General features: G+C 48.7%; 19 protein-coding genes. 11 read left to right on the top strand and 8 right to left on the bottom strand.

Features of this window, described 5'->3' with window-relative positions:
- Positions 1-9: 9 nt before the first annotated feature.
- Positions 10-1,206 (bottom strand): glycine C-acetyltransferase, encoded by a 1,197-nt coding sequence (locus tag C1N59_RS00720; RefSeq protein ID WP_394550181.1) that lies wholly within the window; start codon positions 1,204-1,206, stop codon positions 10-12.
- 227 nt (positions 1,207-1,433) lie between these two features.
- Here C1N59_RS00720 and rfaD point away from each other — a divergent pair, with 227 nt between their 5' ends.
- The 3 genes from rfaD to rfaC are packed head-to-tail and all read left to right on the top strand — an operon-like array spanning position 1,434 to position 4,397.
- Positions 1,434-2,366, top strand: a complete 933-nt coding sequence (gene rfaD, locus C1N59_RS00715; protein ID WP_033738074.1) for an ADP-glyceromanno-heptose 6-epimerase — start codon at positions 1,434-1,436, stop codon at positions 2,364-2,366.
- A 16-nt stretch (positions 2,367-2,382) separates the two neighbouring features.
- Positions 2,383-3,441 (top strand): ADP-heptose--LPS heptosyltransferase RfaF, encoded by a 1,059-nt coding sequence (gene rfaF / locus C1N59_RS00710; protein ID WP_394550180.1) that lies wholly within the window; start codon positions 2,383-2,385, stop codon positions 3,439-3,441.
- The gene (rfaC, locus tag C1N59_RS00705; RefSeq protein WP_394550179.1) at positions 3,429-4,397 is read left to right on the top strand and encodes a lipopolysaccharide heptosyltransferase RfaC; all 969 of its coding nucleotides are present in this window, start codon (positions 3,429-3,431) and stop codon (positions 4,395-4,397) included. Before rfaF ends, rfaC begins: the two co-directional genes overlap by 13 nt.
- Positions 4,398-4,429: 32 nt before the next feature.
- On the opposite strand, the gene C1N59_RS00700 is transcribed toward rfaC, so the two are convergent.
- Genes C1N59_RS00700 through C1N59_RS00685 form a run of 4 tightly spaced genes read right to left on the bottom strand, consistent with a single transcriptional unit; the run spans position 4,430 to position 8,914 of the window.
- Positions 4,430-5,638: an O-antigen ligase family protein gene (locus C1N59_RS00700; protein WP_394550178.1), complete on the bottom strand. Its 1,209-nt coding sequence runs from the start codon at positions 5,636-5,638 to the stop codon at positions 4,430-4,432.
- On the bottom strand, positions 5,635-6,804 hold the full coding sequence (locus tag C1N59_RS00695) for a glycosyltransferase (protein ID WP_394550177.1): 1,170 nt from the start codon (positions 6,802-6,804) through the stop codon (positions 5,635-5,637). Before C1N59_RS00695 ends, C1N59_RS00700 begins: the two co-directional genes overlap by 4 nt.
- Before the next feature lie 38 nt (positions 6,805-6,842).
- Complete coding sequence (locus C1N59_RS00690) at positions 6,843-7,955, bottom strand: glycosyltransferase family 9 protein (protein WP_394550176.1); 1,113 nt, start codon at positions 7,953-7,955, stop codon at positions 6,843-6,845.
- Positions 7,955-8,914, bottom strand: coding sequence for a polysaccharide deacetylase family protein (locus tag C1N59_RS00685; RefSeq protein WP_394550761.1), 960 nt, complete (start codon positions 8,912-8,914; stop codon positions 7,955-7,957). The genes C1N59_RS00690 and C1N59_RS00685 overlap by 1 nt, the downstream gene beginning before the upstream one ends.
- Positions 8,915-9,077: 163 nt before the next feature.
- Between C1N59_RS00685 and C1N59_RS00680 the strand changes: the two genes are divergently transcribed.
- Positions 9,078-10,199 carry a glycosyltransferase gene (locus C1N59_RS00680; RefSeq protein ID WP_394550175.1) on the top strand — a complete coding sequence of 374 codons (1,122 nt, stop codon included), beginning with the start codon at positions 9,078-9,080 and terminating at the stop codon, positions 10,197-10,199.
- Positions 10,200-10,210: 11 nt separating this feature from the next.
- Complete coding sequence (gene galE / locus C1N59_RS00675; RefSeq protein ID WP_039342475.1) at positions 10,211-11,227, top strand: UDP-glucose 4-epimerase GalE; 1,017 nt, start codon at positions 10,211-10,213, stop codon at positions 11,225-11,227.
- Positions 11,228-11,259: 32 nt separating this feature from the next.
- Here the strand turns inward: galE and C1N59_RS00670 are convergent, their stop codons facing one another.
- Positions 11,260-12,273: a glycosyltransferase family 9 protein gene (locus C1N59_RS00670; RefSeq protein ID WP_394550174.1), complete on the bottom strand. Its 1,014-nt coding sequence runs from the start codon at positions 12,271-12,273 to the stop codon at positions 11,260-11,262.
- 209 nt (positions 12,274-12,482) lie between these two features.
- Here C1N59_RS00670 and C1N59_RS00665 point away from each other — a divergent pair, with 209 nt between their 5' ends.
- The 6 genes from C1N59_RS00665 to coaD all read left to right on the top strand — a co-directional run bounded on the left by C1N59_RS00665 (position 12,483) and on the right by coaD (position 18,332).
- Positions 12,483-13,433: a glycosyltransferase gene (locus C1N59_RS00665; RefSeq protein ID WP_394550759.1), complete on the top strand. Its 951-nt coding sequence runs from the start codon at positions 12,483-12,485 to the stop codon at positions 13,431-13,433.
- A 73-nt stretch (positions 13,434-13,506) separates the two neighbouring features.
- Positions 13,507-14,583 carry a putative lipopolysaccharide heptosyltransferase III gene (gene rfaQ, locus C1N59_RS00660; RefSeq protein WP_394550172.1) on the top strand — a complete coding sequence of 359 codons (1,077 nt, stop codon included), beginning with the start codon at positions 13,507-13,509 and terminating at the stop codon, positions 14,581-14,583.
- Entirely contained in the window at positions 14,576-15,712 is a 1,137-nt protein-coding gene (locus C1N59_RS00655) for a glycosyltransferase family 4 protein (RefSeq protein WP_394550171.1), read from the top strand. Before rfaQ ends, C1N59_RS00655 begins: the two co-directional genes overlap by 8 nt.
- Before the next feature lie 90 nt (positions 15,713-15,802).
- A complete protein-coding gene (gene waaA, locus C1N59_RS00650) occupies positions 15,803-17,077 on the top strand; it encodes a lipid IV(A) 3-deoxy-D-manno-octulosonic acid transferase (protein ID WP_039342468.1) in 1,275 nt (424 codons plus the stop codon).
- A complete protein-coding gene (locus tag C1N59_RS00645; RefSeq protein ID WP_394550170.1) occupies positions 17,077-17,856 on the top strand; it encodes a glycosyltransferase family 2 protein in 780 nt (259 codons plus the stop codon). The genes waaA and C1N59_RS00645 overlap by 1 nt, the downstream gene beginning before the upstream one ends.
- Entirely contained in the window at positions 17,853-18,332 is a 480-nt protein-coding gene (coaD, locus tag C1N59_RS00640) for a pantetheine-phosphate adenylyltransferase (RefSeq protein WP_006121252.1), read from the top strand. Before C1N59_RS00645 ends, coaD begins: the two co-directional genes overlap by 4 nt.
- On the opposite strand, the gene mutM is transcribed toward coaD, so the two are convergent.
- Both mutM and rpmG read right to left on the bottom strand, forming a co-directional pair.
- A complete protein-coding gene (gene mutM, locus C1N59_RS00635) occupies positions 18,329-19,138 on the bottom strand; it encodes a bifunctional DNA-formamidopyrimidine glycosylase/DNA-(apurinic or apyrimidinic site) lyase (RefSeq protein ID WP_006121251.1) in 810 nt (269 codons plus the stop codon). The two genes, coaD and mutM, sit on opposite strands and share 4 nt — an antisense overlap.
- 69 nt (positions 19,139-19,207) lie before the next feature.
- Positions 19,208-19,375 (bottom strand): 50S ribosomal protein L33, encoded by a 168-nt coding sequence (gene rpmG / locus C1N59_RS00630; protein WP_001051798.1) that lies wholly within the window; start codon positions 19,373-19,375, stop codon positions 19,208-19,210.
- Between the last annotated feature and the right edge of the window lie 15 nt (positions 19,376-19,390).

Below are 19,390 nucleotides of genomic sequence, written 5' to 3'. Positions count from 1 at the left end.
GGTCTGTCCTCAGGCGATCACGCCAAGTTGCTTACCAATCCGCGTGAAAGCGGCCACAGCGGTATCGAGCTGCTGCTGGCTGTGCGCGGCTGAAATTTGTGTGCGAATACGTGCCTGACCTTTTGGCACTACCGGATAGAAAAATCCGGTCACATAAATCCCCTCCTGCTGAAGCAGATGTGCAAACGCCTGCGCTACGCTGGCTTCGCCCAGCATGACCGGAATGATGGCGTGATCGGCCCCCGCCAGCGTAAAGCCCGCTGCCGTCATTTTTTCGCGGAACAGGCGTGCGTTTTCCCAGAGGCGCTGACGCAGTCCGTCGCCTTCGCTTAACAGATCCAGAACGCGCAATGAGGCAGCCACGATTGCGGGTGCCAGTGAATTAGAGAACAGATAAGGTCTTGAACGCTGACGTAGCCATTCTATAACCTCGGCTTTGGCTGCCGTATAGCCACCGGAGGCCCCCCCCAGCGCCTTACCTAGGGTGCCGGTAATGATGTCTACCCGCCCCATGACATCACAATACTCATGCGTTCCCCGCCCTGCCTTTCCCAGAAAACCCACCGCATGGGAATCATCGACCATGACCAGGGCTGAGTATTCGTCTGCCAAATCGCAAATGCCTTTCAGATTGGCAATTACGCCATCCATAGAGAAGACGCCATCGGTTGCAATCATGATGGTCTCTGCGCCGTTATCTTTGGCTTCCTGCAGGCGGGCACGTAACTCGGTCATGTCATTATTGGCGTAACGGTAGCGTTGTGCTTTACACAGACGCACACCATCAATAATCGACGCGTGATTAAGTGCGTCAGAAATGATGGCATCCTCAGCCCCCAGCAGTGTTTCAAATAATCCGCCATTCGCATCGAAGCAGGAGGAGTAAAGTATGGCGTCTTCCATACCCAGAAAATCAGCCAGTTTTCTTTCCAGTTGTTTGTGCTTATCCTGCGTGCCACAGATAAAGCGCACCGATGCCATCCCAAAACCGTGCGAATCCATTCCCTCTTTCGCGGCCTGAATCAAAGCAGGATGGTTAGCCAGCCCAAGGTAATTATTTGCACAGAAATTAATGACAGCGTGATGATGCCCAACGTCGATTTCAGCCTGCTGCGCGGAAGTGATAATACGTTCTTTTTTGAACAGCCCTTCTTGCTGGGCGATAGCCAGTTGCTGACGAATATGCTGATAAAAATGCGCTGACATTATTACACTCCTGAAAAGGTAGGAAGAGGCAAATACGACTGAACATATCGCCTTTTAACGCCTAATCGACCAAAATAATGTGAATTATGTAGCACAGTTCACGTCACAGGCATTTTGGGCCCTGACCTTACGGAGTCATCTGGCTGTCTGTGGCGGGATGAAATGTTATGATGGTGACATTACGCGTGAGACGTCCCGTTTCACCACAAAACGTTAAAGGTAGCAATATGATTATCGTAACCGGTGGCGCAGGTATGATCGGCAGCAATATCGTTAAGACGCTGAACGATCGTGGCCATACAGATATTCTGGTCGTAGATAATCTGAAAGATGGCACCAAGTTCGTGAATCTTGCCGATCTGGACATCACAGATTACATGGATAAAGAAGAGTTCTTAACCTACATCATGTCGGGTGAAGATCTGGGTCCGATTGAAGCGGTGTTCCATGAAGGTGCCTGCTCAGCCACAACGGAGTGGGATGGTAAGTACATGATGGATAATAACTATCAGTACTCAAAAGACCTGCTGCACTTTTGCCTTGAGCGTGAAATCCCCTTTCTGTATGCCTCTTCGGCAGCCACCTATGGTGGACGCAATGAGAATTTCATCGAAGAGCGTCAGTACGAGCAGCCGCTAAACGTTTACGGCTACTCAAAAATGCTGTTTGACCACTATGTACGCCAGATTCTGCCAGAAGCAACGTCGCCAGTCTGTGGTTTCCGTTACTTCAACGTTTACGGACCGCGCGAAGGCCATAAAGGCAGTATGGCGAGCGTTGCCTTCCATCTGAATACGCAGATCAGTAATGACGAAAATCCAAAACTGTTCGAGGGCAGCGACAGCTTTAAACGCGATTTTATTCATGTTGATGATGTTGTGTCAGTCAATCTGTGGTGCTGGGAGAACGGCATTTCCGGGATTTATAACTGCGGCACAGGCCGCGCCGAATCGTTCCAGGAAGTTGCGGACGCCGTGCTTAATTTCCATCAGAAAGGTGAAATTGAATACATTCCTTTCCCGGAAAAACTGAAAGGCCGTTATCAGGCTTATACCCAGGCTGATCTGACGAAACTGCGTGAGGCAGGCTACGACAAGCCTTTTAAAACAGTGGCACAGGGCGTGTCTGAATATATGGCCTGGTTAAACCGCAACGTCTAAGGAACGGATACCGGTAATGAAAATTCTGGTGATCGGCCCGTCGTGGGTCGGCGATATGATGATGTCGCAAAGTCTCTATCGTACGCTCAAGGCCGAACATCCTGATGCGGTGATTGATGTGATGGCACCTGAATGGTGCCGTCCTTTACTTTCCCGAATGCCTGAAGTGAATCAGGCGCTGGCCATGCCACTCGGCCATGGTGCGCTGGCGATAGGCGAGCGCCGCCGTTTGGGTAAATCACTGCGCGATCAGGGTTATGATCGCGCTTACGTATTGCCCAACTCATTCAAATCGGCATTGGTGCCCTTTTTTGCGGGTATTCCTCGCCGCGTCGGCTGGCGCGGAGAAATGCGCTATGGTCTGTTGAATGATGTGCGGGTACTGGATAAGGCCGCGTTTCCTTTAATGGTAGAGCGTTATGTTGCGCTGGCCTATGACACGCCTTTCCGTTCAGCCCGTCAACTGCCACAACCCTTGCTGAAACCGCAGTTACAGGTCAGCGAAGCGGAAAAAAGCGTAATGGCTGCGCAGTTTCAACTTTCCTCTGAGCGCCCGGCTATTGGCTTTTGCCCCGGGGCCGAATTTGGTCCGGCAAAACGCTGGCCGCATTTTCACTACGCCGCACTGGCAGAACAGTTAATTCGCGAAGGGTTTCAGATCCTGCTGTTCGGTTCAGTAAAAGATGGCCCCACTGGCGAAGAAATCATCGCGTCGCTGCCCGAGACAGGTCGTGAGCATTGCCGCAATCTGGCAGGTCAAACCCAGCTGGAACAGGCTGTCATTCTGCTGGCCCAGTGCCGGGCGGTAGTGAGCAATGACTCTGGTCTTATGCATATTGCCGCCGCGTTGAACCGCCCACTGGTGGCTTTATATGGTCCCAGTAGCCCGGACTTCACCCCGCCGCTGTCGGATCAGGCGCGTATCATCCGTTTAATCAGCGGTTACCATCGCGTCCGTAAAGGGGATGCTGAGCAGGGCTACCATCAAAGCCTGATTGACATCCAGCCTTCACAAGTCCATGAAACATTACGCAGTTTGTTGCGTGAAGCCCAGGAGAGTTCATGCACGTCCTGATTGTTAAAACCTCGTCAATGGGGGATGTGCTCCATACGTTACCTGCCCTGACTGATGCTATGCATGCTCTTCCCGGTATTCGTTTTGATTGGGTGGTAGAAGAAAATTTTGCCCAGATTCCTGCATGGCATCCCGCCGTTGATAAGGTTCTGCCCGTTGCAATCCGTCGCTGGCGTAAGCACTGGTTCGGCAGCGAACAGCGTGAAGAACGTGTTCGATTTAAACGCGATTTACAGTCTCGCCACTATGATGTGGTGATTGATGCTCAGGGGCTGATTAAGAGTGCCGCACTCGTGACGCGTCTGGCTAAAGGTGTCAAGCACGGTCTGGACAGCCGCAGTGCGCGTGAACCCTTTGCCAGTTGGTGGTACGACAAAAAGCACGAGGTCAGTAAGAAGCAACACGCAGTGGAGAGGACCCGGGAACTGTTCGCGAAAAGCCTGGGTTATGAGAAGCCGCAAACGCAGGGAGACTATGCTATTGCTGGCCATTTCCCCAATGTGGCATTACAGGGTGAAAACGCTTATCTGGTCTTCCTGCATGCCACGACTCGTGATAACAAGCACTGGCCAGAATCCCACTGGCGCGAGTTAATTGAACGGCTCCAGCCGACAGGTTTGCGCGTAAAACTGCCCTGGGGCGCTGAGCATGAGCATCAGCGTGCGATCCGGCTGGCTGAAGGTTTAGAGCATGTAGAGGTATTGCCTAAACTAACGCTGGAAAATGTCGCTTATGAGCTGGCAGGCGCAAGAGCGGTAATCTCAGTCGACACTGGTTTAAGCCATCTTACTGCAGCGCTGAATCGCCCTAACATCACTCTTTATGGTCCGACGGATCCGGGACTCATTGGTGGGTATGGCAAAAACCAATTTGTACTTAAATCTACGGATAATAACCTTGACAATATTACCGCACAGATGGTGTCAGACGCGCTTACTCCGTTAATCAAAAAATAAAATGAGCAGAATCAATCTGCTCATTTTAACTCCTAAGCCTGTCTTTTTATTAGCAAATAGACAGGCACGCCCAGCATAAGCACGGTTGCGCAACGTAAATCGATAAATAGAGTATCAGTCAGGCCATAGATAGCGTTAGGCATTAAAAGCAAAATAACGCCAGCATGGCTCTCATTATTCTTAAGAAAGATAAAGGCTAATGACGAGAAGAAAAAAGCTAAAAGCAGTGCTCCCCATATGCCTCTCAAGCTGAGACTATCTATAAAATCATTATGCATATGGAAGTCTATCGCACGTAATGCTTCAGGGTTTTTATATTCATACTCATCAATATAACTTTTAATTTCAATATAACGCTGATCTGCACTTTGACCTAGCGGATTTAATTTAAAAGCATATATGCCTGCTTTCCAAAGGCTGAACCTTGCACCCAATGAGGTGTTCCCATTATTATTTTTATAGTCTTTTATTTCCCCAGATGTCGAAACGATGCGCTCAAAGGCATTATAAAAAGGTTTATAATTAACAATTGCTACCGCTGCCACTGTCACAAACATAAAAAATATTGTTTTTAAATTTATTAATTTTGCCTGAATAAGGTATAAGAAAATAATTATTGGATAGGTTAAGATTACTGAACGTGTTTCAGTAAGCAGTAAAACATAGAAACCAGAAAGGGTTATCAACGCAGTCAAAATAAAGGAAAATCTATTTCTATAAGTCGAAGCAATATAGAGAGCAGCAAATACCTGAACAGCGTAAACATAGGCTACAGTTGTTGCAACCGTTTTGATCTCAAGTCGCGCATCAGGATGTTGGTGATGGATAAGCACAGCCTGCACGGAAACATATAAAAAACCAATCAAAACCAGTAGCTTAGAAAAATTTATCTCATTTTTCGTCATACTTTGTTTCAGTTGCGTAAGATAATAAACGATGAAACTCGCCATTAATATACGCAATGCGACAAAATAATAGTTTTCATCAACCGAAAAATTGGTAGTTGAAGGAAAAAATTTAGCATGAAAAACCATGCCTGATGCAAGAAGAATACTTGACAGTGAAAAAATAAAGAACTTATCTCTTTTAAGACCCTGTCTTTTTCTAAAAAGATCAATCAATGACAATATAAATGCCAGAAAAAGCGCATTCCGACAGAGTGTTGATGCATTTAATGCAGTCGAAAATGAGACACAACTTAGTGCGAGAACAATGGCAGGCACTCTAAACTTTATTGTCATTTCGTTTTTACCTGGGTTAAAAAATCATCGACATTTTTAATCATAGCGTTTTTCGCAGGCAGGTTCGCATTTTTTTTCCTGATTCCCTGGATAAACCGTTGGTAGCTTCCATCCTGCAGGATTCTTTCAATTTCATCTGCACATTCAAGGTACGAGACAACCCTCGGTGCAGTAATTTCCTTCGTTACCGGATTATATACATACTGTCGTTCCACTTCGGCAGGATAGCCTGTCTGAACAATATAGTCTTCGATACTGAGCGTCGGATAAATCCCTATTCCTGTAACGCCATGTATATTTACTTCTGGTTGTCCATCAACAACAGAATAGATACAGGGGACATTATGTAACTGCGCATCAAGACAGGACAAGCCAAAGCTTTCTGCAACAGACAGACTCATATAAAAGTGAATGGAATTATAAAACTCGCTTAGATTTTCCTGATAGCCAAGAAAAGATACTTGTTTTTCAAGGCCTTTCTCTTTAACCAAGGCCTTTAAATGCATTTCTTCTGGCCCTTTTCCAGCAATAAAAAGATGGACCTTAATACCACGATTAACTAACTCTGCTGTCGTCAGTATTGATATAGCTATCCCTTTTACACCGGCCAGTCTGGATGCAGTCCCCAAAACTAACGCATCCTTTGACGGTGCTGCTTTGACGCCCAAATCAATTTTTACGGCAGGTAAAGTGTTAGGAATAGTTTTTACAGGTACATTTATTGCCAGCCGCTTTTGCATCATCGATTTCGATGCTTCGCTGGGCGCGATAGCTGCATCAATTAGATTGATAAACGCACGTGTACGCTGATTATGACTAAATACCCATGACGAACCATGATCATAATAAACCATCTTAACATTACGCGGCTTCCCCGGTAAGCGAGGCACCAGATCCCAGACAACCACGACATCCGCGCCCTCCCTTTCAATACGCCTTTTCAGGAAAACTGGCCTGAGGAAAGGAGGAAGTTTTGTCTTTGCAAACCGCACTATCTGGTTTACATAATGAATCTGATGACCACCCAACGCAGCCTTGATGCTGGGATCGACGTGACGGCTTATGCAAAATATTTTATTTTGACAGCTGCTTTCGCTAATAAATTGCAAAAAAACCTTTTCCGCGCCGCCCATTTTATCCAGATTAATAAGATGAATCACCTTCATAACATTATTCCCTACGGTTTACTGCGGCCAATGCTGTGTCATAAAGGCTTAAAAATATCGAAATGCTTTTCGAAGGTATTTATAACCTGCTCTACAGAAATCGCTTTCATTGCACCGTTACCTAATGTCTCGGCTTTTAAGGCAGATCTGACGCCAAGGATGGCACGATGAATGCTCAGGTCTTGATAAGGTCCACTAAATACAGGTTGCGCTGTTGCAAATAAACTGAGCGTGGGCACTTTGAGTGCGATTGCGACGTGAAAAGGCCCTGTATCTCCGGTAAGTAAAGCATCAAACTGATTAATAGTTTCAACAAGCTGTGGCAGAGATGTTTTACCAATGGTATTAATAACGCGATGGTGAAATTGTGTATTGAGCTGCGCCAGAAACTGCTGGCCCAATATGATCTCCCCCGGCCCGCCTATTAACACAATATCCAGTGCTTCATTACTGGTGAGAGCGTGTTCAGCTACTGCAGAAAAATAGTCAATAGGCCAGCAGCGTTCAGGAGAAGAAGCGCCTAGCTGGAAACCCAGTTTTTTTCTGTCAGGCCTGGTTGTACGTTCCTGCGGCGGATGAGGCAATCTCATTTCAACGGCGGAGGTATCACATCCAAGCGGTGCGATAAGCTCCAGCTTCCGCTGTATGAGATGGCCTTTATAACCAACCGTGTAATTCGTCAACCAGCGATCGATAAGAGAAGCACCGTCCAGGTAATTATCACGAAAGATATATTTTGCACCGGCTAAAATAGCGCTCGTATAATCATATGGCGCATGTGAATGTAGAATGACAGCAAGTTCTGGACGCCCCTTTTTCTGAAGCGCTTTTACAAGAGTTGGCAACTGTTTAACTTTGCTGTTCCAGAAGACCACATCATTCCAGTCGTCTCCTTCCGCCAAAAAGTCAGCAAATTTTGGATGTGCAACAAGTGTTATCCAGGCATCAGGAAACCGCTGGCGTAAGGCATGGATCGCTGGTGTATTCAGCATGAAATCCCCCAGCGCTGTTGTAGAATAAATGACAATATGTTTGAAGTCGTTTTGCTGATTATCAGATAAAAATTCAGCTCTGGAGTCGACCATACCGTTACGTCGAGTAACTATACGTAAATAAAGATTTATTAATTCAAACTTCCAGCGCTTACGCATTATTCACCTTTAAACTTTGCATAATAATTCGCCAACGTCATACCTGTCGTCAGAGGCTGTAACCAGCTAAATAATTGTTCTAAATCTGCGTAAAGTTGTTCGATATCTTTTTCATTTTTAAATGTTGGGCTACCACCGGGCATAAACTCTGAAGAGTGAAGCATGAACTCCACATAATCTGCACCTTCGGCAACAGACTGATTGACGACTTTTTTCATCTGTTCCAGATTGCCTCCAACTGGCCTTAACCAGTTAACAGAGGGGGTTGGATGCTTACCGCGAAGCCGTTTCACGCCAAGTTTGATATGATTAATTAAAGGCGAGTATTTATACTGGATGCTCATAGGTACTTCGAGCAGCGTAGATTGGCCACGCTTTGCAATGTCATCAGTGTCGATAAAATAAGCGCGACGGGGAAAATCTGTATAGTTACTGCCGCCTTTGCCTGCAGGGTTTCCCATTGACCGCCGCCAGTCCACGCGAGGCGTCACTGAGCAATCAATCTTATAACCGTGTTCAATTAATAAACTGGCATAATATTCATTAAATGCCCACCGACCTGCGCGATGACTGAGCATCTTTGTCTGAAAGGTGTCCTCCAGAAGTTGAGTCATGTATTCAATTTTCTGTCTGATGACCGTGTGAGGGTATTCAATAAGGTAAGGTTTATGTCGCCAGTCATCGCCCGTGAGATCATACAAAGGGGGACTGTTCCACGCATGGAGATGCATCCCAACTTCACCCTGGCAACGCGCAATCACGTCCTTTGCAAATTCCACGTAGGCCGGATCAACTGCCATTTCATAATTCGTCAACCAGGTGGGTTTAAAGCCATATTTCTCGCACAACGATTGAAATCGCGGCAGGAAAACCACGTTTCTTGTAGTAATGCTGTCATGATTCTCCCAGAGATTATCGCCTTCCGTATCGATAGTGATGAGAAATGCAGGTCTTGACATAATGGCTCTAATCCCAAAAAAATGAATAACTATGTTACGCACCAGACCTCATCTGCGCAAATTCATTTAGTCATCGTGATTTATAAAAAAATCAATGATAGCAATGATATAGCTACTGGATTAAAATTTTAACGACATTTTTACGACTCGGGCAGGCATTATCATGACCAGGCATATCCTTTTTATCATTGATGGCTTACCGGGTGGTGGCGCTGAAAACGTTACCTTGACCCTGGCAGAGGGCATAGCACATCGCGGTTATCAAGTCACACTGATGTCGCTTAGTAAGAGGCTGGACTACACCATTCCTGACAATGTGGATTACCAGGTTTGTCAGGACACTGGCACAGGTCCGTTTCGCAAATTGACGGAACTCTCACGCCGGGCACGCCAACTCGACGAAAAACTTCAGCCGATCTTTGCTGAAAAAGGGTTACCGGCTTTAGTAATTTCGAGCTTGCATAAGACCGATCGTATCGTAGTTAGGTCGCGCCTTTTAAAAGAATGTAATGTCTGGCACTGTATACACGGTATTTTTTCCCGCTCATACCTTGGCAATAAAAATGGGTTTTCACGCCGTCTGAAAAAATACAAAATTCAACAGACTTATTACCAGCGCAATATTGTCACGGTTTCCGACGCGGTCGGCGAAGACATTGTCGATAATGTGGGCGTTCAGCCTGCCAAAAAGTTGACCATTTATAATCCTTTTGATTTTGATAAAATCAGGCAGCGTTCAAATGAACATAATCCCTTTGCCGATGAAAACTATATCCTGCACATAGGCCGTCTTCATCAGGTTAAGCGCCAGGATCGTCTTCTTGAAGCATTTGCCATGGCTGACATTCCCTCCAAACTCATTATCCTTGGTCAGGGAGAAAAAACGGTTACTGAACAACTTAATGCACTTATCGTCAGACTTAACCTTCAGGATAAGGTGATAATGGGTGGTTTTATCGGCAATCCCTTGCCAGTGTTAAAGGATGCGCGTTTGTTTGTGCTGAGCTCTGACAGTGAGGGCTTACCTACAGTATTAATCGAATCACTGGTTTGTGGCACACCGATAGTCAGCACCGCCTGTCCTGGTGGTGTGAAAGAAATTATGGTGGACGAACTGGCAGACTATCAGTCAACACTGGATGCGCCTTCACTGGCCACGAAGATTCGCCATGGCTGGCAGTCACCGCCTGACATTACACCTGCAATGTATGCTAAATTCGACATCAATCTCATCATAGAACGTTATCTCAGCCTGATGGCCGAAAAAGATAGCGGCTCGAAATAACAAGGAACGATATGGCTATCCTGGTTACCGGCGGCGCCGGTTATATCGGTTCACATACTGTGCTAACTCTTTTGGAGGAAGGTCACGAAGTTGTCGTCATAGACAATCTTTGTAATGCGTCTTCAGAAGCGATCAAACGCGTAGAAATGTTGAGTGGTAAATCAGTCGCTTTTTATCAGGCCGATGTTCGAGATGGTGAGCAGGTGAGGGCTATTTTTTCCCGTCATGCTATCTCTTCGGTCATTCATTTTGCTGCGTTAAAATCTGTCGGCGAATCAGTGTGCAAGCCATTAGAATACTATGACAATAATTTGAAAAGTACGATGGTCTTGCTGGCGGAAATGCGTCGGGCGGGCGTCGATAAATTACTCTTTAGCTCCTCTGCAACCGTCTATGGGCAGCCAGAATGTACGCCTCTGCGTGAAGATGCTCGGATCGGTGGGACAACTAATCCCTATGGCACCACTAAGTTAATGATTGAACAGATATTGCAGGATTATTCGCGAGCCTGTCCCGATTTTTCTGTCATCATTCTGCGTTATTTCAATCCTGTGGGGGCACATCCATCCGGGATGATTGGCGAGAATCCCAATGGTGTTCCGGCGAATCTCGTGCCTTATCTTACTCAGGTCGCCGTTGGTAAGCTGGAAAAATTGTTGATCTACGGCAGTGACTATCCCACTAAAGACGGTACGGGTATCCGGGACTACATTCACGTCATGGATGTTGCTGAGGGCCATCTCAAAGCGCTTGAAGCGATTAACCGTCATCGTGGCGTCAGAATATACAATCTCGGCACTGGTGTCGGCTATTCCGTTAAGGATATGCTGCACGCCTTTGAAAATGTTATTGGTCGACCTGTACCACACGAGATAGTACCACGACGCGACGGTGATATTGGTGAATGCTGGTCAGATCCCTCGCTGGCGAAACAACAGCTTGGCTGGCAGGCGAAGCGCAACCTTGACGATATGGTACGCGATGCATGGCGTTGGCAATTAAGTAACCCCGAAGGGTTTAAATCTTAATGTCCTTAGAACCGCTTTCCAGCACTGTTTAGTTATCTGGACTCAAGCCGCTGCCAGGCCAGCCAGGCCTGGTCAACGCTGATATCCATGCACTCGCCCGAAGTCGTCTGTAAAATTTCATATTCACCCGACCAGGGGTGCCAATGCGTCGCGTTGGTATCACCAAAAAACACGACCTGTTTTTTATGTAAAGCTGCCGCAATATGCATCTGCCCACCATCACTACACATGATCTGTTTACAGCAATGAAAGCCGGCCATAAGTTCGCGTATCGATGCAGTAGGATAAGCAGCAACGCGATCGGCGGAAAATTGAGATAAGAGAGCAGTCACACGAGCATCGTCACCTGGATCATCGGGACCCAGTGTTCCCTGCGGTGACCAGAAAAGAAGTACCTGAGCCTCTTTTCTGAGTAACAGTTTACTAATAAAGCGCGCGTAACTTTCGATTGGCCAGCGGCGCTTAGGGCTTCGACTACTGATGTGTATACCACAAAGACATGAACTATCAGGAAAGAGCGCAGAGACGCGTTGAGTGGCTATCGCTTTCTCATTTTCGGTCAGATAAACCTGGACATCCGGAACGGGCAAATGAACCGAGGTCAGCGCTGAAAGGTAACTGAAGGTGTGTTCCACCTGATGATCGCCGCGAGAGATCAACGCATTTTTAACATCATCACGCGCCAGGGTTTCTACACCAATAATGTTTTTTGCGCCCGCCAGTCTCGCCAGACGTAAGCTATACCTACAAGGCATCGGATTAGCCAGAACAACGGCATCGAAGTGCGTTCGGCGTAGCGTTATAAAAATTTTAAGCCGCTGCCAGTAAACGCTCATTGCACTTTCATGCCTGAGGCGATGCTTAGATTTTTTATAAACATGGAGCGCGTCAACATGGGGATTGTTGATTACGACATCTCTGGCAACATTGTTAACTAAAAGGGTAAGTTTTACGTCAGGGAAAGCGGTTTTGATGCCTTGCAGCAACGGAGTAGTACACACCATGTCGCCAATATTATCGCGTCTGATAACGAGAATATTCTTCATGTTTTACCTGGTTTAGAAATAATTAACAAAATTAGTATTTTTTTGGAATGCACTTGTAAAAAAATAAATTTACGCTACGCGATACTTTGACCTTTAATGTAAAAAAAGTTCTGAATGTATACGTAATAATCCATTCTTTATACTTAACCTGAACCTAACTACTTGATGCCGTGTCGATAAATCCGCCCCTACTCTCTGTTATCACGCCAATGTTTAACGCTGGCGCAATGTTTGAAACCTTTATCCAGTCACTGCTGGCACAGACGCTGACGTCTATTGAAATCATCATCGTTGATGACGGCTCCACAGACGGTTCTGGCGAGCGGGCAGATGACTGGGCAAAAAAGCATCCCTGTATCACTGTGATTCATCAATCGAATGGCGGCGTTTCGCGCGCGCGCAATGCTGGTCTGGCTATTGCTCGCGGTAAATATGTCACCTTTCCGGACGCCGATGATACGATGAAACCCGATATGTACCTGACGCTGGTAAACATGGCAGAAGCGGATAATCTTGATGCTGCACAATGCAATGCCGAATGGTTTTCTAAAGCAGATGGTTGTACTAAATCTTTGATACCGGAAAATCGTCTTACCAGTACCCCCGTGCTGAATGGGCCTGAATGGCTTAATATGGCGCTGAAAACCCGGCGCTATAAGCATGTTGTATGGATGGGTATCTACCGTCGGGCGCTCATTGAACAGGCAAAACTCTTATTCGAACCAGGCCTGCATCATCAGGACATTCCATGGACCACAGAATTTATGCTGAACGTGAAGCGCGTCCGCTATACGGACAAACCTCTTTACCGCTATTACGTTCATGACGCTTCAATCAGTAACCGCAAGCGCACCGGACAGGCCAATGTCGAGTATCAGCGCCATTACCTGAAAATTGCCAGAATGCTGGAAGAGATTAATACGCGCTACCGCGATAAAGTTAACATATACCCGACGTTCCATTATCAGGTAACGCACGAAGCCCTGAGCGTTTGTCACAGTATTCGACGTGAGCCCGATGAGGCTGCGCGTCAGGCAATGATTGCAGATGTGTTTGCCACCGGGACGCACAAACGTATGTTGCGCAATGCACGTGGTATTAAGCAGTGGTATCACCTGCTGCTGTGGCTGGGACGGATTTATTACTGGCGCAGAAAATAAGCGCCGTCACTTGCTTTAACCCCTAAAGGGTTTGCCCTACAATCAGCTCACTGAATTTTGAGAGCATTTGAGTATGACAAGCCCGATTCCAGTCCAGTTTGCACCGAAAAAAATACTGATAATCAAACTGCGTCATCATGGCGACATGCTGCTGACCACGCCTGTCATCAATGCTTTGCATCGGCATTACCCACAGGCCGTGATTGATGTTCTGCTCTATAAAGAAACCCGTCCTATGCTGGAAGCACATCCTGTCATCCGCCATCTGCATGTCATTGACCGCGGCTGGAAAAAGGAAGGTGGCTGGCGAAAATTCCGCCATGAAATGGCGCTGGTCGCTGCCGTCCGCAACTGTCAGTATGAGCTGGTAATTAACCTTGCCGATCAATGGCGCAGCGCCATTATCACCGGTTTATCTGGTGCACCAGTACGTATTGGCTTTGCCTTCACAAAACGTGACAAGGCCATCTGGCGCTGGTGCCACACGCATTTGGTTACCACTGAAAATCATGAGCAATTACATACAGTGGAACAAAATCTGTCCGCACTTTCTCCATTGACTATTCCAGCGGAAGGCATCGGTGCCTCAATGCATTTCAGCCCCGACGATGCGCAAAAAGTGCAGGACAAGCTCCTTCAGCAGCAGGTTGCCGGGGGCTATATTGTTTTACAGCCCACTTCACGCTGGCAGTTTAAATGCTGGGAAGAGGACAAGGTCGCAGCCACCATCGATCAGTTAGCCCAAGCCGATCGCAAAGTGATATTGACGGCAGGCCCCGATGCAAATGAACGGGAGATGGTCGACCGTATTCTGGCACAATGCCATTCCCCTCACGTTATCTCGCTTGCGGGTCAACTCTCTTTACCTCAGTTGGCGGCGCTTATCGCGGGCGCGCAACTCTTTATCGGTGTCGACTCCGCGCCCATGCATATGGCGGCGGCGCTGGATACACCCTGCATCGCCCTTTTCGGACCGACCAAGCTACAGCACTGGCGTCCGTGGGGAGATAACAATCGGGTGATCTGGGCGGGCGACTATGGATCTCTGCCCCATCCGGATTCTATTGATACCCGGACCGATCAGCGTTATTTATCGGCCATCCCGGTTGAGGATGTCGTGAATGCCGCAAGGAGCTATCTGAATGCGTAAGTTACGTCTGGCCATTGTCCGGCAAAAATATCGTCCTGATGGCGGCGCAGAACGGTTTATCTCACGCGCGCTGGAAGCGCTGGGAAGTGAGCAGCTGGATCTCAATATCATTACCCGCAGCTGGCAGGGCAAACCCAACCCAGACTGGCATCTGCACATCTGTAATCCAGGCAAACTGGGGCGGGTTTCACGCGAGCGAGGATTTGCACAGGCTGCGCGGGCCTGCTGGGAGCGGGAGAAGTTTGATATCGTACAAAGCCATGAGCGCATCGCAGGCTGTGATATTTTTCGGGCTGGCGATGGCGTTCATCGTATCTGGCTTGAGCAACGTGCCCGCATTGTGTCACCACTACAGCGCCTGAGTGCCAGCCTGAGTCCTTACCATCGTTACGTTTTGCGGGCGGAAGCGGAAATGTTCCAGTCTCCCTCACTGAAAGCGGTGATCTGCAATTCTGAGATGGTAAAACAAGACATTTTGCGCTGTTTTACGCTGCAGGCAGACAAAATACACGTTATCTACAATGCGATTGATGCCACGCGCTTTCAGCCTGCGACCGAGGCCACGCGCCATGCCATGCGGACCCAACTGAATCTGCCCACCAACGCGACAGTGCTGATTTACGTGGGATCGGGTTTTGAACGCAAAGGCCTGAAAGCGGCCATTGAAGCGCTGGCCAACAGTCATCGTTATCTGATTGTGGTAGGCCAGGACAAACAGGTAAAACGTTATCAGCAGCTGGCTAATCAACTGAACTGCCTTGACCGCTTGCGTTTTGTCGGCGTGCAGCAGGACGTACAGCCTTTCTATCATGCTGCCGATGGTTTGCTGCTGCCGACCTTATATGATCCCTTCCCCAACGTCGTACTGGAGGCGATGGCCTGTGGTTTACCGGTCATTACCAGCACCGGCTGTGGCGGCGCTGAATTTATTCGAGAAGGCCAGGAAGGATTTGTTCGCGATGCGCTGGATATTAAAGGCCTGAACCAGGCGATACACGCCCTGTCCAGTCTGACCGTCGACGCGCGAATGGGAGAAGCGGCGCGGCGCAGGGTTGAGCCATACAGCCCACAGCACCTGGCACATTCCCTTACCTCCCTCTATGAGCAGGTGCTACGTACCCAATCATGATGTGAGATGAGTGATTATGCTGTTTCTGATAATATGCAGTAATCTGACTTTAAACTGCTTTTTTGACGCCAACGTGTCATAACGGTAACTATGACGACCATTTACACCGCATTGCTCTATTTCATTCAGCCACTCATCTGGCTGCGCCTGTGGCTGCGCGGTCGTAAAGCCCCGGCCTATCGCAAACGCTGGGCAGAGCGTTATGGCTACTGCGCAGGAAAAGTGAAGCCGGACGGCATTGTCCTGCATTCGGTTTCTGTGGGGGAAACGCTGGCGGCGGTGCCGTTGGTACGCGCGTTGCGTCATCGCTATCCTACCCTGCCCATTACCGTGACCACCATGACGCCAACCGGTTCGGAGCGCGCGCAGTCTGCTTTTGGCAAAGATGTACACCATGTCTATTTGCCTTACGACTTACCCGGCGCCATTAATCGTTTTCTTGATACGGTGAATCCACGTTTGGTCATCATTATGGAAACGGAGCTGTGGCCTAATATCATCCGTATTCTGCATCAGCGCCATATTCCGCTGGTGATCGCCAATGCTCGCCTGTCAGAACGCTCAGCCAAAGGCTATCGCAAGCTGGGCAAGTTTATGCGCAATCTCCTGCAGAGCATCACGCTGATCGCTGCGCAAAATGCCGAGGATGGTGAGCGTTTTATCCAGCTTGGGCTGAAACGCTCTCACCTGTCGATCACCGGCAGCCTGAAATTCGATATTTCAGTTACTCCCGAGCTGGCGGCACGCGCCGTCACGCTGCGTCGCCAATGGGCTCCGCGCCGTCCGGTCTGGATCGCGACCAGTACACATGAAGGTGAAGAAGCGATTCTGTTGGATACGCACCGCCGTTTACTGGAGACCTTTCCCGATCTGCTGCTGATTTTGGTACCACGTCATCCTGAGCGCTTCAACGATGCGCGCGAACTCACTCAAAAACGTCACTTCAGCTTTACCTTACGCAGTAGCGGAGAGATTCCATCCAGTTCAACACAGGTTGTCATTGGTGACTCAATGGGCGAACTGATGCTGCTCTACGGTATAGCCGACCTGGCTTTCGTAGGAGGCAGCCTGGTTGAGCGTGGCGGTCATAATCCGCTGGAACCGGCAGCCCATGCTATCCCGGTACTGATGGGCCCGCATACCTGGAACTTCAAAGATATTTGCAGCAAACTGCAGGAGGCACAGGGGTTAATCACTGTGACTGACGCGGCGTCGCTGGAAAAAGAAGTGACGAATTTGCTACAGGATGACGACTATCGTCGTTATTACGGTCGCCACGCCGTCGAGGTGCTGCACCAAAATCAGGGTGCGCTGCAGCGCCTGCTACAGTTACTTGAACCTCATTTACCGCCACGGGCTCATTGATGACCGCTACGCGCCAACGCCTTTCAGTGGTGATGATTGCCAAAAATGAAGCCGCCTTGCTGCCTGACTGTCTTGCGTCAGTCAGCTGGGCCGATGAAATTATCGTGCTGGATTCCGGAAGTACCGATGACACCCTCTCGCTGGCTCAACAGGCCGGCGCACTGGTTTTTCAGGAAACGGAATGGCAGGGTTATGGAAAACAACGCCAGCGGGCGCAAAGTTTTGCCAGTGGCGATATGATTTTGATGATCGATGCCGACGAGCGCGTGACGCCAGAATTGCGTCAGGCGATTGAACAGGTTCTGGAAGCGCCGCCGGGGCCAACCGTTTACAGCCTCAGTCGTAGCAACCTGTTCCTGGGCCGTTTTATGCGTCACAGCGGCTGGTATCCTGACAGAGTGATGCGTCTGTATCCGCGTACACTGGGTTATAACGATAATCAGGTCCATGAGTCACTCAAAACCGAAGGTGCGCCCGTTAAGGTACTGAAAGGCGATTTACAGCATCTGACCTGCCGTGACCTGATGGTTTTCCAGCGAAAACAACTGGCTTATGCTGAAGCCTGGGCGCAGGAAAGATTCCAGCGTGGAAAAACGTGCAGCCTGTTTTCTGTCTTCAGTCATACAGCGGGTGCCTTTGTAAAAACGCTGCTGCTGCGTGCCGGATTCCTTGATGGCAAACAGGGCTGGCTACTGGCAGTCGTTAATGCCCAGTACACATTCAATAAATATGCAGCGCTTTGGGCGCTAAATAAGACTTCGGCGGAAGGGCGCACATGACGACAAAAGCGATTTATCCTGGCACCTTCGATCCCATTACCCTGGGCCATATTGATATCGTCACTCGTGCAGCACAGATGTTTGATCGGCTTGTTGTGGCGATTGCCGCCAGCCCGAGTAAAAAACCGCTGTTTACGCTGGACGAAAGAGTGGCGCTGGCGCAACAGGCCACTGCACATCTACCCAATGTCGACGTGGTCGGTTTTAGCGATCTGATGGCAAACTTCGCCCGGGCGCAGCAGGCAAATGTGCTGGTTCGTGGATTACGTGCCGTGTCCGATTTTGAATATGAAATGCAGCTCGCGCGTATGAACCGACACCTGTTGCCAACGCTGGAAAGCGTATTTTTAATGCCTTCAGAAGGCTTTTCTTTTATCTCATCGTCACTGGTCAAAGAAGTGGCGCGGCATGGTGGCGATGTCTCTGCCTTCCTGTCCGCACCTGTCCATCAGGCCTTACTCGCAAAGCTGCCTTAATGCTGGCAGTTGGGGCACCAGTAGGTACTGCGCTGCCCGTGCTTCCCACTTACAATCGGCGTGCCGCACGCCCTGCAGGGTTCGCCAGCCCGTCCGTAAACCTGCAACTCCTGAGCAAAATAGCCTGGCTTGCCATCACTTTGTAAAAAGTCGCGCAATGTCGTTCCGCCCTGCTCGATAGAGCGGAGCAGTACCGCTTTAATGGTGTTAGCCAAAAACGCCGCTTCATCGTGGGACAGGCTCATCGCTGCTCGATCAGGCAGGATCCCTGCTGTAAACAGTGACTCGCTCGCATAGATATTGCCCACGCCCACCACGACTTTATTGTCCATTAACCACTGCTTGATCACCGTTCGCTTACCGCGGGATTTTTCAAACAGATAGTCGCCACTGAACATTTCACTCAGTGGTTCTGGACCTAAATGGGCCAGCACGCTGCTTCCATCCAGATCGCTGCTCCACAACCAGGCACCAAAACGTCGGGGATCGGTGTAGCGCAGGACCTTCCCGTTGCTCATCACCAGGTCAACATGATCGTGTTTGGCGGCAGGCAATTCTTCGGGCAGAACGCGCAGACTTCCAGACATACCAAGATGAATAATGATCCAGCCGTGTGGCAGCTCAAGCAAAAGGTATTTAGCGCGCCGCTGAACACTCAGTACTGGCTGATCGCTTAATGCGAGGATTTCATTGGATACCGGCCAACGCAAACGTGCGTTGCGAACGACGGCGTGAAGAATTGTTTGACCAACCAGATGTGGCTCAATGCCGCGTCGGCTGGTTTCTACCTCTGGCAACTCTGGCATAACCTCTCCCCTGCGCATTACACAAACAAAAAACCCGGCCGGAGCCGGGTTTTTAGTAGAACACCAAAATTATTTAATTTTGGCTTCTTTGTAGATCACATGCTGACGTACAACCGGATCGAACTTTTTCAGTTCAAGTTTTTCTGGTTTAGTACGTTTGTTCTTCGTGGTGGTATAGAAGTGACCTGTACCAGCAGAGGAAACCAGCTTGATCTTCTCACGAATACCTTTAGCCATGATTCAGTTCCTTAG

This window comes from Pantoea sp. SGAir0183 (assembly GCF_043545505.1).
This window is presented reverse-complemented; position numbering and strand designations above follow the sequence as displayed.

Bases quoted from the DNA above. Each gene is read 5' to 3' on its own strand.
- C1N59_RS00720 (WP_394550181.1), bottom strand. From the start codon at position 1,206: ATGTCAGCGCATTTTTATCAGCATATTCGTCAGCAACTGGCTATCGCC.
- C1N59_RS00700 (WP_394550178.1), bottom strand. From the start codon at position 5,638: ATGACAATAAAGTTTAGAGTGCCTGCCATTGTTCTCGCACTAAGTTGT.
- C1N59_RS00680 (WP_394550175.1), top strand. From the start codon at position 9,078: ATGACCAGGCATATCCTTTTTATCATTGATGGCTTACCGGGTGGTGGC.
- rpmG (WP_001051798.1), bottom strand. From the start codon at position 19,375: ATGGCTAAAGGTATTCGTGAGAAGATCAAGCTGGTTTCCTCTGCTGGT.
- C1N59_RS00685 (WP_394550761.1), bottom strand. From the start codon at position 8,914: ATGTCAAGACCTGCATTTCTCATCACTATCGATACGGAAGGCGATAAT.
- rfaF (WP_394550180.1), top strand. From the start codon at position 2,383: ATGAAAATTCTGGTGATCGGCCCGTCGTGGGTCGGCGATATGATGATG.
- C1N59_RS00665 (WP_394550759.1), top strand. From the start codon at position 12,483: ATGTTTAACGCTGGCGCAATGTTTGAAACCTTTATCCAGTCACTGCTG.
- C1N59_RS00695 (WP_394550177.1), bottom strand. From the start codon at position 6,804: ATGAAGGTGATTCATCTTATTAATCTGGATAAAATGGGCGGCGCGGAA.
- rfaQ (WP_394550172.1), top strand. From the start codon at position 13,507: ATGACAAGCCCGATTCCAGTCCAGTTTGCACCGAAAAAAATACTGATA.
- mutM (WP_006121251.1), bottom strand. From the start codon at position 19,138: ATGCCAGAGTTGCCAGAGGTAGAAACCAGCCGACGCGGCATTGAGCCA.
- rfaC (WP_394550179.1), top strand. From the start codon at position 3,429: ATGCACGTCCTGATTGTTAAAACCTCGTCAATGGGGGATGTGCTCCAT.
- C1N59_RS00670 (WP_394550174.1), bottom strand. From the start codon at position 12,273: ATGAAGAATATTCTCGTTATCAGACGCGATAATATTGGCGACATGGTG.
- C1N59_RS00645 (WP_394550170.1), top strand. From the start codon at position 17,077: ATGACCGCTACGCGCCAACGCCTTTCAGTGGTGATGATTGCCAAAAAT.
- rfaD (WP_033738074.1), top strand. From the start codon at position 1,434: ATGATTATCGTAACCGGTGGCGCAGGTATGATCGGCAGCAATATCGTT.
- waaA (WP_039342468.1), top strand. From the start codon at position 15,803: ATGACGACCATTTACACCGCATTGCTCTATTTCATTCAGCCACTCATC.
- galE (WP_039342475.1), top strand. From the start codon at position 10,211: ATGGCTATCCTGGTTACCGGCGGCGCCGGTTATATCGGTTCACATACT.
- C1N59_RS00690 (WP_394550176.1), bottom strand. From the start codon at position 7,955: ATGCGTAAGCGCTGGAAGTTTGAATTAATAAATCTTTATTTACGTATA.
- C1N59_RS00655 (WP_394550171.1), top strand. From the start codon at position 14,576: ATGCGTAAGTTACGTCTGGCCATTGTCCGGCAAAAATATCGTCCTGAT.
- coaD (WP_006121252.1), top strand. From the start codon at position 17,853: ATGACGACAAAAGCGATTTATCCTGGCACCTTCGATCCCATTACCCTG.